We start from the raw sequence: 14,159 nt of genomic DNA on the forward strand, positions 1-14,159 counted from the left end.
AGACTCCTTCCGATTCGATTCTCTTCGTGATGGACGGTACGGAGAGATAGTACGCTAAGCATCCTTTCGGGCCTTAGTATCCTGCAGCTTTGCCAAAGTCTCTGCGCGAATCGTGGCCTCCCAGCAGTTCCCCTGTCTTCGGATCGATGGCGATCAGCTCGCTGTCGCCCCATACTCCGGGATTCTTCTCATCGGCTACGGCGAGGCGGTTGATGGTATAGTCCATCGCCTTGAGCTCTTCAGCCGGGGGCACCGGAAACTTCTTTTCGAGATCGAGGCGGTCGGGAAGGTACTGATGGTGGAAGCGCGGCGCGTCCGCAACCTGCTGGATGTTGAGGCCGTTGTCGACCGCGCTGATGACGTCGTTCGCGACCGTGGTGATAATGGTCGATCCGCCGGGGGTTCCCATGACATAGGCGAGCTTTCCATGTTTGAACCAGCTGCCATGCGTGGTAAGGATGGTGGGCGTCATGGCGGAGAGAGGACGCTTGCCCGGCGCTATGGAGTTAGCTGCGCTCTGGATGAGGCCGTAGACATTGGGTACGCCGACCTTCGAGGTGAAATCATCCATCTCGTTGTTCATCACAAAGCCAAGTCCCTCGATCGTCACTCCCGATCCGAAGTAGCCGTTCAACGTATAGGTGCTGGAGACGGCGTTTCCATCTTTATCCACGACCGAGAAATGGGTCGTCTGCGTCGACTCCTTTGCCGGAGCGGCCTGCGGAGGCGGAGGCATGAAACCCGCCGGACGCACCAGAGAAGCAGACGGGCTGGGCTTTGCCGGATCGATCGAGCTGCGCCAGGCTGCGGCGTATTTCGTGTTCGCCATCTGCTTCAGCGGGAGTTTATTGAAGTCCGGATCGCCGAGGTAATCGCCACGATCCATGTAGGCTCGCCGAAAGGCCTCGGTGATGGTGTGAACCTGCGGCGCGCTGCGATCCGCGCCCAGCTTCGGAAGATTGAAGCCGGAGAGGATATTCAGGATCTCCACCAGGACAATTCCACCGGAAGACGGTGGAGGAGCCGTGATGACGTCGTATCCGCGATACCTGCCCTTGATGGGCTTGCGCTCTTTCACTTCGTAGGCCGCGAGATCCTCGGCGGTGATCAGACCGCCGCCGGTCTTTTCAACATCCGCAATCTGCTTCGCCATCGCTCCCTTGTAGAAGTCTGTCGGGTCTTTCGCGATGCGCCGCAGCGTCTCGGCAAGCTCGGGCTGCCGGAAGGTCTCACCTTCTTTGTAGAAGTTGCCGCTGCGCTGATAGATCTTTGCCGTCGCGGGAAAGCTCTTGAAGTCCTTGCTCTGGAGCAGACGCGCTTCTTCGGCAGAGAGGACATAGCCTTCGCTTGCGAGCTTTATGGCGGGAGCTATATCTTGCGCCAGCGTCAGCTTGCCGTAGTGCTTCTGGGCATAGGCCAGTCCTGCGACCGTTCCCGGAACGCCGGATGCCTTGTATCCAACCAGGGACATGCGGGGAATCACGTTGCCCTTCGCGTCAAGATACATGTCGCGCGTGGCGGCCGCTGGAGCCTTCTCGCGATAGTCGAGGAAGTGGGTCTTTCCATGCCTGTCGCGGATCAGCATGAAGCCGCCGCCACCGATATTTCCCGCCACCGGATAGACCACCGCCAGCGCAAAGCCGACTGCGACCGCAGCATCGACGGCATTGCCTCCCTGCTTCAGAATCTCAAGGCCTGCGTCGGAGGCGTCATGCTGGATGGTCACGACCATCGCATGCGGGGCACGCGTCGGCTCGAGGCCGGGCTGCTGGGCCTCGATTACGGAGCCGAGGACAGCAAGCGAGAGAAGCGATATGGGGATACGAAGGTTCGCTGAACGCATGAGGAAGAGCTCCGGGCCTGAATGGGATTTATCAACGACAGAATAACGTGCCGGCCAGATGAGGCCCCCTCCCCTACATTTTGCGCAAAGTCTTCATTCCTTGATGGTTAGGTCCGGACCTCCATTTCTCTCCTTTCGTAAAGTATTGATTTTGCTGAGGAATGGAGTTGGATTTCCGGCAAAGTCTTCATTTAAAAAGAGAAGGCCCCGGGCTGTTGTCCGGGGCCTTTGGTGATCGCTTTTATGGATGCTGATTTAAGTATACCGGGCGCGCGATATGGAAATGCCATTCCGGGCCCATTTAGTTTTCTGAGGTAACTATCCTGTTTTGTGTTGATGGAAGATGGGCATGAATCGAAGGAGTCAGGGGGCTTGACAGTGATATTTCCTCGCTTTCCATCGCTTATTCCTCAAAAGAGAAGTTATGCCATCTTCACTCACGGATTTCGACGGCGGGATACGCTTCGACGTATTCCTCGCCATTGCAACCGAAGTAGGTGACGGTACGGGCGCCAAAATCGACGTCATAGCTAACAACTCCCGCACGCCAACTTGCTTTGAGGAACTCGGGAAATGTACTTTCTCCGGCTTGATCGATTCGCAACGCTGTGATCAAAGCATCTCGATCGAATGCCGGTACGTCCACAGGGCCAGATACCAAGGGTATGCCCTGGATCACGACCGGTCCCTCTCCGGTGAGGAACAGGCTCTGACACGCGGGTAGAGCCCAGAGATTGCGGGTCACTCCGGCGCGTCGCAGGCTCTCGGCAAGATAGGGAAATCCTCCCACCTTCGGGCGGATGGCGGAGGCCTGCTCCATTGCCTTCATCAGGTTGTCAACTGCTTTGCTCATGAGATTTGCTCCCTTTGGGGTAAAGTGCGGTTTGGAATTGAGTGAGATTTCATCCAGCGCAAATCAATCGACCGGAACATCCAGGATCTGATGATGCTCTGCCACCTTCGAAAGCAGACGGCGCAGAGCGGATCTTTCGTCGGCATCGAGACAAGCAAAGAACTGCGCGTCGTTCTGATCAGCGATCTCAGCCAGCTGAGGAAGATTGCGCTTCCCAGCGGTCGTCAGTGAGAGTATTTGGCCTCGACTGTCTTTAGGATTGACCCTGCTCTTGATCCAACCTTTCGCCTGGAGCTTGTCGACGATCTTCGAGATTGCCCCGCGAGTCATGGTCGCGGCTTCAGCGAGTTCGCCCGGGGTTGCTTGTTGTCGCTCATAGAGATGACGTAACAAGACCCACTCGGCGACGGATGTTTGTCTCCCATGCAAGGACTGGGCGAATTGACCCGAGACCGAGTTGGAAACCCGTCGCAGACAATATCCCAGATGGCTTTCAAGCCCAGAGATGGAGCGTTGGGCGCTCATTCTAATTTCCATGGAAACTATAATGATTTCCATGGAAACTATAATGATTTCCATGGAAACTATAATGATTTCCATGGAAACTATAGTCAAGGGATTTCTGCAGAAAATTTACAGCTCCCATGCGTCGGCAGGTTCGCAACACCCTTTGGAACTTTCAGATCGTGTGAGCAGACCGAATAGAATTGAAGACGCATGCCCACGCGAGTCCGCTCCTACTGCAAGATCAATCTTGGCCTGGCGATTGGGCCCTCCCGCCCGGACGGCTTTCACGGGCTGACGACGCTTTACCAGACGCTGGAACTGCATGACCTGGTGACGGTCTCGGCGGAGCGGGCGGACAAGACTTCGATTGCGATTACCTCGAACGACCGTCGCGTACCTCTGGACAGCCGCAACACGGCATGGAAGATGGTCGAGAAGGCACTGGAACGGCTCAACCTCTTTGCCGATGTCTTCATCCATATCGAGAAGCGTCTTCCGATTCAGGGTGGCCTGGGTGGCGGAAGCGGGAACGCCGTAGCGGCGTTGATCGGCCTGGAGCGGGAGCTTGGCGTCGCGCTGCCGGGGGGAGAGCGCCTGAGGCTGGCGGGTGAGGTGGGGTCGGATGTGCCGCTCTTTCTACTCGGAGGGGCGGTTCTAGGGATTGGGCGCGGGGAGCAGGTGGTGCCCGTGCCTGATATTCCTTCTGTTTTCTGCGTCGTTGCTGTTCCTGAGGTTGGAGTTTCGACGCCGCAGGCGTTTCGGGACTGGGATGCCTTGGTGGCTGGGACCGCAGGGGCTAAAGCCCCTTTTCATTCCGGGTTCGGTGGCGGCACGGCTGAAGCCGTGCCCTTAACAGGACAGGGCGAGGTACTTGGTTCTGTGGGGGCGCGTGCGTCATTGACGCAGCCCGACAAACTCGATAGACTAAACGAGTTGAGTCTCGCTTACGCATCTTTGTATGCGGAGCCAGGCACTTCCGGTATCATCCGTGGCTCGAACCCTGGAAACCAGCAGGGAGGCTCTGAGCAAGCTCAGGGCAGCCAAGTGGATGATCTGGCGGAGAGTACCCTTCTCTCGCTTGTCCGCACCGGGGTTGAAAACGACTTTGAACGAGTCGTCTTTCCTGCTTATCCCTCCTTGCGTGACATCAAGCGTCAACTGATGGGTACCAGCTCCGGCCAAGAATCCGGCCAAGCGCTTTTTGCTGCGCTCTCTGGCTCGGGTTCGGCTCTGTTCGGACTTTACCGGTCCGAGGAGGATGCCAAGGCGGCTCAACAGCGCGTCCAGAACGCGGGTGTCAAGGCCCTGATGACGAAGACCTTGCCTCGAGGGAAATACTGGATGAGAATGTTCGCAGGGTGACCCGGCCGATCCAACCATGCGGCCGATTACTGGGCGATCGACTAACGGTAGGTCAAGTGCCTTTGACGCACTTTGTCTAGGTTCGAATCCTAGTCGCCCAGCCAAAGTCTTTCGCCAGCGAAGAGAGTTAAGAGTTAGGGATTTGCGGCAGAAATGTGCCGTTGATGTGGAATGGACTGAACTCCGCGGCCCACGGAATAAACAAGAATGGGCTGGCAAACGGAGATCAGAAGATTTGAAGGACAGTCTTAAAGTTTTCAGGGATTCGCAACAAGGATTTTTGATGGAACGCGGAGTCGCAACAAGGCTTCGTCAAGACAAAGCAGCAGGAACTATTCAAGGTCAACCAACCTGGAGGTTTCAATCGTGAACGAACAAGACGCGACTGCAGTTCTTTCCCCTATTCAAGGTCAGGTTGAGGAGGCAGAAACCAGCTCCCAGCCTGCACCGGCGCTCTCCGACAAGGGTCAACCCGGCGGACAGTTCAAGTCCGCGGAGAAGAAGCGCACTCCGCGATCGAGTGAGAATAAGCGCATGAAGATTTTTTGTGGATCGTCCAACATCGCTTTGTGCGAGGAGATCTGCAAGTTCGTTGGAGTGCCGATGGGCGAAAGCCGCCTGCAACGGTTCTCCGACGGAGAAGTTCACTTTCAGCTGCTCGAGAACGTTCGCGGTGCGGACGTCTTTCTCGTGCAGCCGACGTGTTTCCCGGTGGATCAGCATCTCGTGGAGCTGCTGATCATGATGGACGCGCTGAAGCGCGCCTCCGCCGGCCGGATTACGGTCGTGATTCCGTACTACGGGTACGCCCGGCAGGACCGCAAGGACCGGCCCCGCGTCGCGATTACGTCGAAGCTGGTTGCCGATCTGCTTGTGACGGCGGGTGCAAACCGTGCGTTGTTTGTCGATCTGCATGCAGCGCAGATTCAAGGTTTTTTCAATATCCCGGTGGATCACCTGTTTGCCAGCCCGGTGCTGGTGAGCTACTTCCGGGATTTGAACCTGCCGGACCTGACGGTGGTCTCACCCGATGCCGGCGGCGTGGAGAGGGCGAGATTCTTCGCCAAGAAGCTGGATGTACCGTTGGCCATCGTGGATAAGCGGCGGACCGACATTAATGTCACCGAGGTGATGAACGTGATCGGCGATGTACGCGGCCGGACGTGCCTCATCCTCGACGACATTATCGACACGGCCGGAACGCTGGTGAAGACGGCCGATGCTCTGCTGGAGCAGGGGGCAAAGAAGGTTTATGCGTGCGCGACGCATCCGGTGCTTTCGGGCCCGGCCATCGAGCGCATTGCAGAGTCGCGATTGGAGCAGGTGATCGTGACCAACACCATCCCTCTGCGCGAAGAGGCGCAGAAGGTGGCGAAGATCAAGGTGCTCTCGATTGCCGGGCTGTTGGGCCGCGCGATCGAGAGCATTCACATGGAGACGAGCGTCAGCTCGCTCTTCAACTAAGTTTGGCTGCGCAGAGGTTGGGCGAAGCCAGCAGGTAGCAGGCGCTGTACAAATAACGCGGCATGGCCGCAAAGGGAGCGGAGACAAACGGTCTTCGTGCCCGAAAGGAAAACTGACATGGCAGTAGCAACGTTCGATGCAGTCGTCGCCACTCCCCGCGAGGGCAAGTTCAACAAGAATGCGGCTCGCCGCGTTCGCGTCGCCGGCAAGATTCCGGCAGTCGTTTACGGTGCGGGTCAGGATGCCGTCGCGGTTACGGTCGATCCCAAGATCATCACCAAGATTCTGCACTCCGAGTCGGGCCACAACACCATCTTCGATCTCAACATCGAGGGCGGCGCAGCCACCAAGGCGATGATCGTCGACTGGCAGAATGAGCCTATCAAGGGCCGGCTGCTCCACATCGACCTGAAGCGTATCGCGATGGACAAGACCATGCGCGTCTCGGTTCCTGTCCAGCTCATCGGTGTTCCTGCCGGCGTGAAGACCCAGGGCGGAATCCTCGATCACATTCTGCGCGAGGTCGAGATCGAGTGCCTTCCGGCCGACATTCCGAGCCACATCGATGTCGACGTCTCGGCTCTGGAGCTGCATGGCGCCATTCACATCTCCGACCTTCCGCACTCCGGTTCGATCAAGTACCTGGGTGAGGAGACGGCAACGGTCGCACACGTGACCGTCATCAAGGAAGAGGCTCCTGCCGAGGCTGCTGAGCCTGCCGCGGCCGAGCCTGAGGTCGCCAAGAAGGGTAAGACGGAGACCGCGGCCGCTCCGGCAGCTGACGCGAAGAAGAAGTAAATCGGTGGTAGTCCTGATTCGATTCGGGACTACCGCTTATCGTACGGAAGGAAAGGTCACGTGAAGCTGATCGTCGGGCTCGGTAATCCAGGGATCGAATATCAGTTCACACCACACAACGCCGGTTTTCTGGCGATTGATCGCATCGCAGAGGATTGCGGAGTGGTTGTAACCAACCGGCGAGGCAGGGCTCTGACGGCGAAGGCGAAGCTTGGAGGACAGGAGGTTCTCCTGGCCAAGCCCGAGACCTTCATGAATCTCAGCGGGCTTTCGGTGGCCGCGCTGGTTCAGGAGCTGGAGATTGAGCGAGTCGCCGAGGATGTCATCGTCCTCTACGACGAGCTGGCATTTCCGCTGGGCCGTTTCCGCATCGCGGAGCGCGGCTCGGCAAACGGGCATAACGGAGTGAAGTCCCTCTCCGGCGTGCTTGGGACAGAGGAATGGATTCGCATTCGCATTGGCGTCGGCAAGCCCGCGCTGGCGGATGGAAGAGAGATCAAGGCTGGGGGCAGGGATTATCTGCTGACGCCGATGCGCAAGCAGGAGCTTGCGGTGCTGGATGAAGTGCTCGATCGCGTGAAGCTTGCGGTCGAAGCGGTCTTGACCAAAGGGGTCAGCGCCGCGATGAACGAGTTCAACCGTCGTCCCGACTCTGAAAAGGACTCGAGCGAAGGGAAGTAGCAGGACCAACGCAGTAGATTCCATACCGGACCGGCGGGCCATTGCCGGGCGGTGCGAAGCAGAACTTCGCAGAAAGAAGTGAAACGTATGAGCAGCCGCGCTTATGAAGTGATGTACATCGTCCGTCCGGACGTGGAAGAGGCAGATCTCGACAAGCTGGTCGAAGGCTTTGAGAAGAACGTCACCGATGGTGGCGGAGAGATCAAGTCGACCGAGAAGATGGGCCGCCGCCGCCTGGCCTACACCGTTCGCAAGTTCAACGACGGCATCTACGTTCTGATGACGATCGTCGCCGAGGGTTCGCTGATTGGCGAGATCGAGCGTCGCCTGCGTGTTTCCGAGCCGGTCATCAAGTTCATCACCGTCCGCATCGACGAAGAGGAAAAGCGCCTGGCGAAGGTGAAGGCCATCCGCGATACCAAGGTCAAGCGCAGTGCGCAGCCGGTTGCAGGCAACGTAGAAGCTTCGCCTGCCCCCGCCGAGATTCCAGCGACGCCGGTGACGGAGGCTCCTGCGGCTGAAGCTGCAGCAGTCTAATCGGCGCTCAAGAGATCTGCGATGCCCTGAGGGCACCGCATAACGCAGCATCCACAGCCTGAACCCGCTTCCGTGTTGCCTGAAGGCAGCATGTCCACAGACTCCACAGCGTGTCTGGAGCGGCAAAGGCACCAACCAGCGAAAGAGGAAAATCAACATGGCTGACGAGACAACCAGCACGCAACCCACTGAGCAGCAGCACGCCCCCTCATCCCGCCCAGCGTCGGCAGGCCCCGGCGGCCCTCGGCCCCCGCGGCCCGCAGGCGGCCCCGGTGGCGGACGCAAGTTCTTCCGTCGTAAGAAGGTTTGCAAGTTCTGCACCGAGAAGATCGATGCCATCTCCTACCGCGACGTTCGCCTGTTGCAGGGCTTTGTCGCCGAGCGAGGCAAGATCGTTCCGCGTCGCCTGACGGGCGTTTGCACCCGCCACCAGCGCCGCCTTTCTCTGGCCATCAAGCAGTCGCGCAACATCGCCCTGCTCGCCTTCGCCACGCGCTACTAACTTATCGCCAGGCCGGCGCCTTTGCTGCACGACCTGAGAACGGAACGGAGACATTGCAATGGAAGTCATTCTGAAGGAAGACATCATCAAGCTCGGACACCGCGGCGACGTCATCAAAGTCGCTGACGGTTACGGGCGCAACTACCTGCTGCCGCAGAAACTCGCGATCGAGGCCACGGCAGCCAACAAGGCCGTCATCGAGCAGATGAAGGGCTCGGCCCTGCGCAAGTCTGCGCGGGAGAAGGTCGACGCCGAGTCGTTCGCGACCCAGCTCAGCGAAGTCGAGCTGGTCTTCGAGCGCAAGGTTGGCGAGAACGATCATCTCTTCGGCTCGGTCACCTCGGGCGACATCGCGCACGCGCTTGAGGCCAAGGGCTATACCGTCGACCGCCGCAAGATCGCTCTCGACGAACCTTTGAAGTCGCTCGGCGAGTATCACGTGCCAGTGAAGCTCCACCGCGAGGTCACCAGCCACGTGAAGGTCACCGTGAAGAGCGATCAGCCTGAGGCTGAAGCTGTTCCGGCTACCGCAGAGTAATTCTTCGCTCAAAAAGAAACACGAGAGGCACCCTGCCATTTGGCCGGGTGCCTCTTTTTTTGTCCTTTACGCCATGCAAGATCGGGATCGCCCTCCTGTCCAGCGCTGCTTAATTTAGCGGATTCCCGTAAATGGATCGGCACTTCTGTCGTATCTTTATCTCCGCTGTATAAGCTCTTTTTTTGAAGTTGTACGTACGATATCCCCGGTCTTCGCCGGGGTGGGCCCTTTGACAACATTTTCCGAGAGAGACGCGTAGAGAGCCTTGAGCGTCGCTGGTGCTGCGACGCGGGGTGCTTTGCGGATGGAGGAACCGTGAGTACACCAAACGGTGGTCCGACCCCGGACCACATTATGCAGACAGGTCTCGCATTCTGGTCGTCGAAGACGCTTTTGAGTGCGGTTGAGATGGGAGTTTTTACCGAGCTGGCCGATGGCCCGGAGAAGTTTGCTGCTTTGAGCGGGAGACTTGGACTTCATCCGCGTTCGGCACGGGATTTTCTGGACGCTTTGGTTGCCCTTCGCTTCCTTGAACGTACCGGCGATACCTATTGCAACAGCCAGGAGGCGGATCTGTTTCTCGACCGTCGCAAGCCGGGCTACATTGGCGGGATCCTGGAGATGGCGAACTCGCGCCTGTTTGGATTCTGGAACCATCTTACGGAGGGCCTGCGTACCGGCCGACAACAGAACGAGGCGGGGCAGAACGCCGGAGGAGCAACCTTCGAGGCTCTCTATGCGGATCCGGCGCGTCTGCGAACGTTTCTTGCGGCGATGTCCGGAATCAGTCATGGGGCTAATATCGCGATCGCGAAGAAGGTTCCGTGGACGAAGTACACGACCTTTGTCGATGCCGGAACAGCCCAGGGAGATCTTGCCGTGCAGATTGCACTGGCGAATCCGCACCTGAGCGGTATGGGGTTCGACCTTGCGGAGTGCGGCCCTATCTTCGAGGAGTATGTTGCGGCGAACAAGGTAGGCGACCGTGTGCGATTTAAGCCCGGCAACTTCTTCCAGGAGGCGATACCGTCGGCCGACGTAGTCACGATGGGACACATTCTCCATGACTGGAATCTGGAAGAGAAGAAGATGCTGGTGCGAAAGGCGTTTGATGCCCTGAATCCAGGGGGAGCGCTGGTGATCTACGACGCCATCATCGATGACGATCGATCTCAAAATGCATTCGGCCTGATGATGAGCCTGAACATGCTCATCGAGACGGAGGGAGGCTTCGACTACACAGGAGCCGATTGCATGGGCTGGATGAAAGAGGCCGGTTTTCGCGAAACGTATGTCGAGCACCTGGTCGGGCCGGACTCCATGGTGGTGGGTTTGAAGGCTTAATCAGAGGAGTTCTGTTTTGACATTGCAATCATCAGGGCGGGCGTAGACTGTAGGCGTCGTCGACGTCCTGGTGATTGCGATGAGGCTTCTGCCAACGGCGAAGAATGTGCACTTTTACCAGCGGCGTTTGCGTCAGGCGCGCATTGTGGCGCGTGCGTTTCAGTCCAAGCACCATCCGATCCTTGCGCACATCATTCCCATGCGGCGCTGTAATCTTTCGTGCACATACTGTAACGAGTACGACAAGGTTTCAAACCCTGTGCCGCTGGAGGAGGTCCGACGGCGTATCGACCTGCTGGCGGGGCTGGGCACGGGAATCATCACCATCTCCGGCGGCGAGCCTCTGCTGCATCCGAATCTCGATGAGATCCTCCGCGCCATTCGTTCGCATGGCATGATCGCCACCATCATCACAAACGGATACCTGCTGACGCAGGAGAGGATCGAGCGGCTGAACCGGGCGGGCCTGGAACATCTGCAGATCTCTATCGACAACGTAAACCCGGACGAGGTCTCGAAGAAGAGCCTCAAGGTTCTCGATAAGAAATTGGAGTGGCTCGGGCAGTACGCCGATTTCGATATCAATATCAACTCCGTGTTGGGCGGCGGAATCCCGAATCCCGAAGATGCGCTGACCATTACGCGGCGAGCCCTGGAGCTGGGATTTGAGACGACGGTAGGAGTGATCCACGATCATGGAGGACAGCTTCAACCGCTCAGGCAGGAGGAGCAGCAGGTCTACGATCAGATTCTGGCGGAGCGGAAGCCGGGCTTCTTCGCCTTTGCCTACGACAATCTGTTTCATAAGAACCTGACCCTCGGCCAGCCGAACGACTGGCAGTGCGGAGCTGGAAGCCGGTACCTCTACATCTGCGAGGACGGGCTGGTTCACTACTGCTCGCAGCAGCGTGGATATCCGGCGATTCCTCTTGAGAAGTACACGCTGGAGGACATCGACCGCGAGTATTCAACGAAGAAATCCTGCGCGCCGTATTGCACGGTCTCGTGCGTGCATCGCGTCGCCATGCTCGACATGATCCGCAATGATCCTCGCAACTCTCTCTTGCGCCTCTTTCCTCCCACGACACCCGGAGGCCCACCTTCGTATCCGCCTCCTGTCCGTGTGCTCAGCTCTATCTTTCTGCCGGAGCCAAACGGCAAGCCCGCTGGACCCGTGCGCCGATTCGCCGCCGGGATGGCAATGCGAGCCTTCGGTTTGAGAAAGACGGAGAAGGGCCGCGTCGACCAATAGATCTTCAGATCTTCGCCGCACTATAGATATTTGTAGGAAGCGAGAAAGACGAGTAAGGATGTTACCGCGCCCAGCAGAACGTCGAGTGCGTAATGGTACCGACCTACAACGGCTCCTGCTGAGATCAGGATCGCAATGACAAGAAAGATCACGCCGATCCATGGAGCGTAGAGCAGCAGAACGAATGCGATGGCGAAGGCGGAGGCCACATGCGCGCTGGGAAAGGAGATCGCATGGATGCTTCCGTGTTGGAGGATCCAGCGATTGAAGATGCGCCCCTTGTTTGCGTGTTTCGCGGTCTCACTGGAGGCGGCCGGATCGGCGAAGAGCGACCGAGGAGGGAACGCCGGAACGAAGGGCGTAATCGCATAGCAAAGGTACGTGGACACCAGCAACACCAACCAGAAGCCATCGACTTTGCCGCGCAATCCAGCCAGGTAGATTGCGGCGAGTCCGAGAGGCACGAGGGGATAGCAGGAGAGGTAGGCCATCTCTAGGACGAAGCCTGCCGAGTTTCGCTCCGTCCCTGATTTGGCCGCAATCCCGGGAATAAGCCGCCGGTCGAACGCGAGCAGGCGATCCTGCATTGCAGGATTCGGCCCTAAAAAAAACCGGCCGGTTTGCCAGTACGGTACCAGGAACAGTGCCACTGTAAGGAAGTCGAGAAGGACGAGAAACTGCGTTGCGGAAAGAAAGGAAGCGCACGCGTGAACAAGGCCAATCGCGACGAGGGCGAAGGCCGCAAGCGCCGTCACGATCCACCGCCGTTGCACTGGAAGTGGGCGAGACGTGAGCCCGGTAGCCCATGCGGCGATCGAAAACACTACGGCAAAGCCGAGTTGAATCCACTCTGAGGTCCGCAACGCAGGTTGTCCCCCACTCCAATTGAGCTGACCGGTCCCCTGATGGAATCATTATCCCTATTTCGGGCAAGATAGATAGCTCTATGTGGCAGTGAGGTAGTGGAAGTATTACCTGTCTTCCGTGGGTGAGTGGGGAGATCTGCGTCGCCTCAGAAATCCATCCACTGCCCACGGACCTGACCCCCCAAGCACAAGCGCGGCAAGGCATGCTAAGTACAGAAGGTCGCACTCGTAGCCCGGAGGCCCGAACTGGGCTCCGGCGGCAGTGACCGCCTTCAGCTTGATGGAACTGAAGCCGTAGGGAAGGTGGACTGTAAAGATCGCTACCAGCAGGATGGCAGCCATCGGCAGGCTCGCCAGGGCAACGAAGGCTCCCAGAAGTACGGCTAAGCCGCCGAAGATCTCTATAAGGATGGTGAGCCAGGCCATCATGTGCGGTGCGGGTACCTTCATCGCGCTCAGAAGGGCGGCAAACACGTCAGGTCCCTTCGCCAACTTGGCAAAGCCGTGCTGCATGAAACCGTAGCCGACGATCAGGCGAAGCGGAATGGGAGCCCATCGCATCATGATGCTTCTGGCGTTCTCCGATAGATGCGGTATTTTCATGGCCCTCAAGCTTAACCCTGATGAAATCAAGATCAGGGAAGCTGCTTATCTCCTGGTTAGATCCCATGGAGCGGATGAGGTAACAACCGTTTGCTGACTGAGATCATTCAGTCTTATTGGAACATCGCTTCGTAAGAGGCTCTGCAGCCGTTCTTTAACCGGCAGCGCTGATTCCGTACTTGTCGCCAAGAAATTTCTGCAGCCCATGCGGAAGCCTGCTGGCGAGCTCCTGCCATGTAAGCAGCTTCATGCGGCTACGAAAGCTCAGGCTGCGGATGGCGCAGATCACGCCGAACCATTGTTCGATCAGGTCCTTGCGCCGCGCGTCGCACAACACCGCGAACGAGCCGCCCGTGACGTGGGCGGCAAGCGCACCGCGAATCAGCTGATAGCCCTGCACGCGCTCACCGCTTCTGCGCAGCTCCTCGATGTCGAAGACCTCTTCGAGTTCACAGTAACGCGACAGCAATCGCATCGGGGCAGTCTGAAAGTTCGTCTCTGTCAGCTTCGCCTCCACCAGCAACTCGCCAAGCCTCATGTCGATCTCGGTGCGGTCCACGTGGTCGTTATGCAGCGGCACACCTACCCGAATCCCGAACTCAGGCACGGCGCCGCATTCGACGCCAAGCAGTCCGCACAGATCTGCGCGCTGCAGGATCCTGGGGCAACAGAAGACATTCATCAGCAGGGCATCGGAGCTGTTGGCGCAGTCCAGCTCGTACCTCTGGCGGTCGCGCGAGCGCGGGACCCTCGCGCTCGCCGTGTAACTCTTCGACAATCGCCTGGCCCATTCGGGCCTTGCGCAGATCGCACGATACGAAGGAGCGTAGAAGTTTCCGTGCGCTCCCTCGTCTTCGCGATAGATCACACTCGCCACATCGCCGTATGTCAGCTCGTGTTCGTGATTCGCTGCGCGAGCGAGATTCCTCGCACTCAGCTCCCGCCGAAGCGCCGCGCTCGAAAGGCTGTCCATGTCGCAATCATATGCGAAGAAAAGGCGAATATGTGC

Annotated in this window: 15 protein-coding genes and 1 tRNA gene; 10 read left to right on the top strand and 6 right to left on the bottom strand. The window is 58.3% G+C overall.

The genetic code is table 11. The features are described from left to right. Window positions 1–73 precede the first annotated feature (73 nt). The 3 genes from ggt to AC5S26_RS04400 form a co-directional block, all read right to left on the bottom strand. On the bottom strand, window positions 74–1,843 hold the full coding sequence (ggt, locus tag AC5S26_RS04390; RefSeq protein ID WP_494183631.1) for a gamma-glutamyltransferase: 1,770 nt from the start codon (window positions 1,841–1,843) through the stop codon (window positions 74–76). 433 nt (window positions 1,844–2,276) lie between these two features. Then, complete coding sequence (locus AC5S26_RS04395) at window positions 2,277–2,696, bottom strand: DUF1398 domain-containing protein (RefSeq protein WP_494183632.1); 420 nt, start codon at window positions 2,694–2,696, stop codon at window positions 2,277–2,279. Window positions 2,697–2,759: 63 nt separating this feature from the next. Continuing rightward, on the bottom strand, window positions 2,760–3,221 hold the full coding sequence (locus AC5S26_RS04400; protein ID WP_494183633.1) for a MarR family winged helix-turn-helix transcriptional regulator: 462 nt from the start codon (window positions 3,219–3,221) through the stop codon (window positions 2,760–2,762). 192 nt (window positions 3,222–3,413) lie between these two features. Between AC5S26_RS04400 and AC5S26_RS04405 the strand changes: the two genes are divergently transcribed. The 10 genes from AC5S26_RS04405 (at window position 3,414) to AC5S26_RS04450 (ending at window position 11,681) form a co-directional block, all read left to right on the top strand. After that, complete coding sequence (locus AC5S26_RS04405; protein WP_494183634.1) at window positions 3,414–4,565, top strand: 4-(cytidine 5'-diphospho)-2-C-methyl-D-erythritol kinase; 1,152 nt, start codon at window positions 3,414–3,416, stop codon at window positions 4,563–4,565. A 30-nt stretch (window positions 4,566–4,595) separates the two neighbouring features. Continuing rightward, window positions 4,596–4,669 (top strand) — tRNA-Gln (locus tag AC5S26_RS04410). A 262-nt stretch (window positions 4,670–4,931) separates the two neighbouring features. Further along, window positions 4,932–6,029, top strand: a complete 1,098-nt coding sequence (locus tag AC5S26_RS04415) for a ribose-phosphate diphosphokinase (RefSeq protein ID WP_494183635.1) — start codon at window positions 4,932–4,934, stop codon at window positions 6,027–6,029. Window positions 6,030–6,146: 117 nt separating this feature from the next. Beyond that, window positions 6,147–6,827, top strand: a complete 681-nt coding sequence (locus tag AC5S26_RS04420; RefSeq protein WP_494183636.1) for a 50S ribosomal protein L25 — start codon at window positions 6,147–6,149, stop codon at window positions 6,825–6,827. A gap of 60 nt (window positions 6,828–6,887) precedes the next feature. After that, window positions 6,888–7,508: an aminoacyl-tRNA hydrolase gene (pth, locus tag AC5S26_RS04425; RefSeq protein WP_494183637.1), complete on the top strand. Its 621-nt coding sequence runs from the start codon at window positions 6,888–6,890 to the stop codon at window positions 7,506–7,508. Window positions 7,509–7,595: 87 nt separating this feature from the next. Then, window positions 7,596–8,045 carry a 30S ribosomal protein S6 gene (gene rpsF / locus AC5S26_RS04430; RefSeq protein ID WP_494183638.1) on the top strand — a complete coding sequence of 150 codons (450 nt, stop codon included), beginning with the start codon at window positions 7,596–7,598 and terminating at the stop codon, window positions 8,043–8,045. 157 nt (window positions 8,046–8,202) lie between these two features. Beyond that, complete coding sequence (rpsR, locus tag AC5S26_RS04435) at window positions 8,203–8,547, top strand: 30S ribosomal protein S18 (protein ID WP_494183639.1); 345 nt, start codon at window positions 8,203–8,205, stop codon at window positions 8,545–8,547. A 58-nt stretch (window positions 8,548–8,605) separates the two neighbouring features. Further along, the gene (gene rplI, locus AC5S26_RS04440) at window positions 8,606–9,085 is read left to right on the top strand and encodes a 50S ribosomal protein L9 (protein WP_494183640.1); all 480 of its coding nucleotides are present in this window, start codon (window positions 8,606–8,608) and stop codon (window positions 9,083–9,085) included. 315 nt (window positions 9,086–9,400) lie between these two features. After that, window positions 9,401–10,429 (top strand): methyltransferase, encoded by a 1,029-nt coding sequence (locus AC5S26_RS04445; protein WP_494183641.1) that lies wholly within the window; start codon window positions 9,401–9,403, stop codon window positions 10,427–10,429. 79 nt (window positions 10,430–10,508) lie between these two features. After that, the gene (locus AC5S26_RS04450) at window positions 10,509–11,681 is read left to right on the top strand and encodes a radical SAM protein (protein WP_494183642.1); all 1,173 of its coding nucleotides are present in this window, start codon (window positions 10,509–10,511) and stop codon (window positions 11,679–11,681) included. A 20-nt stretch (window positions 11,682–11,701) separates the two neighbouring features. Here AC5S26_RS04450 and AC5S26_RS04455 read toward each other — a convergent pair whose 3' ends face one another. From AC5S26_RS04455 to AC5S26_RS04465, 3 genes are all read right to left on the bottom strand, one after another. Continuing rightward, window positions 11,702–12,544: a phosphatase PAP2 family protein gene (locus AC5S26_RS04455; protein ID WP_494183643.1), complete on the bottom strand. Its 843-nt coding sequence runs from the start codon at window positions 12,542–12,544 to the stop codon at window positions 11,702–11,704. 108 nt (window positions 12,545–12,652) lie between these two features. Further along, window positions 12,653–13,111 carry a DoxX family protein gene (locus AC5S26_RS04460; RefSeq protein WP_494183644.1) on the bottom strand — a complete coding sequence of 153 codons (459 nt, stop codon included), beginning with the start codon at window positions 13,109–13,111 and terminating at the stop codon, window positions 12,653–12,655. 193 nt (window positions 13,112–13,304) lie between these two features. Further along, window positions 13,305–14,123 carry a PGN_0703 family putative restriction endonuclease gene (locus AC5S26_RS04465; protein WP_494183645.1) on the bottom strand — a complete coding sequence of 273 codons (819 nt, stop codon included), beginning with the start codon at window positions 14,121–14,123 and terminating at the stop codon, window positions 13,305–13,307. Between the last annotated feature and the right edge of the window lie 36 nt (window positions 14,124–14,159).

The sequence above is a fragment of the Edaphobacter sp. FHG110511_03 genome, from assembly GCF_059115365.1.

Coding starts and splice junctions, on each gene's coding strand:
- AC5S26_RS04460 (WP_494183644.1), bottom strand. CDS start 13,111: ATGATGCGATGGGCTCCCATTCCGCTTCGCCTGATCGTCGGCTACGGT.
- ggt (WP_494183631.1), bottom strand. CDS start 1,843: ATGCGTTCAGCGAACCTTCGTATCCCCATATCGCTTCTCTCGCTTGCT.
- rplI (WP_494183640.1), top strand. CDS start 8,606: ATGGAAGTCATTCTGAAGGAAGACATCATCAAGCTCGGACACCGCGGC.
- AC5S26_RS04400 (WP_494183633.1), bottom strand. CDS start 3,221: ATGAGCGCCCAACGCTCCATCTCTGGGCTTGAAAGCCATCTGGGATAT.
- rpsR (WP_494183639.1), top strand. CDS start 8,203: ATGGCTGACGAGACAACCAGCACGCAACCCACTGAGCAGCAGCACGCC.
- AC5S26_RS04420 (WP_494183636.1), top strand. CDS start 6,147: ATGGCAGTAGCAACGTTCGATGCAGTCGTCGCCACTCCCCGCGAGGGC.
- AC5S26_RS04405 (WP_494183634.1), top strand. CDS start 3,414: ATGCCCACGCGAGTCCGCTCCTACTGCAAGATCAATCTTGGCCTGGCG.
- AC5S26_RS04450 (WP_494183642.1), top strand. CDS start 10,509: ATGAGGCTTCTGCCAACGGCGAAGAATGTGCACTTTTACCAGCGGCGT.
- rpsF (WP_494183638.1), top strand. CDS start 7,596: ATGAGCAGCCGCGCTTATGAAGTGATGTACATCGTCCGTCCGGACGTG.
- AC5S26_RS04465 (WP_494183645.1), bottom strand. CDS start 14,123: ATGGACAGCCTTTCGAGCGCGGCGCTTCGGCGGGAGCTGAGTGCGAGG.
- AC5S26_RS04395 (WP_494183632.1), bottom strand. CDS start 2,696: ATGAGCAAAGCAGTTGACAACCTGATGAAGGCAATGGAGCAGGCCTCC.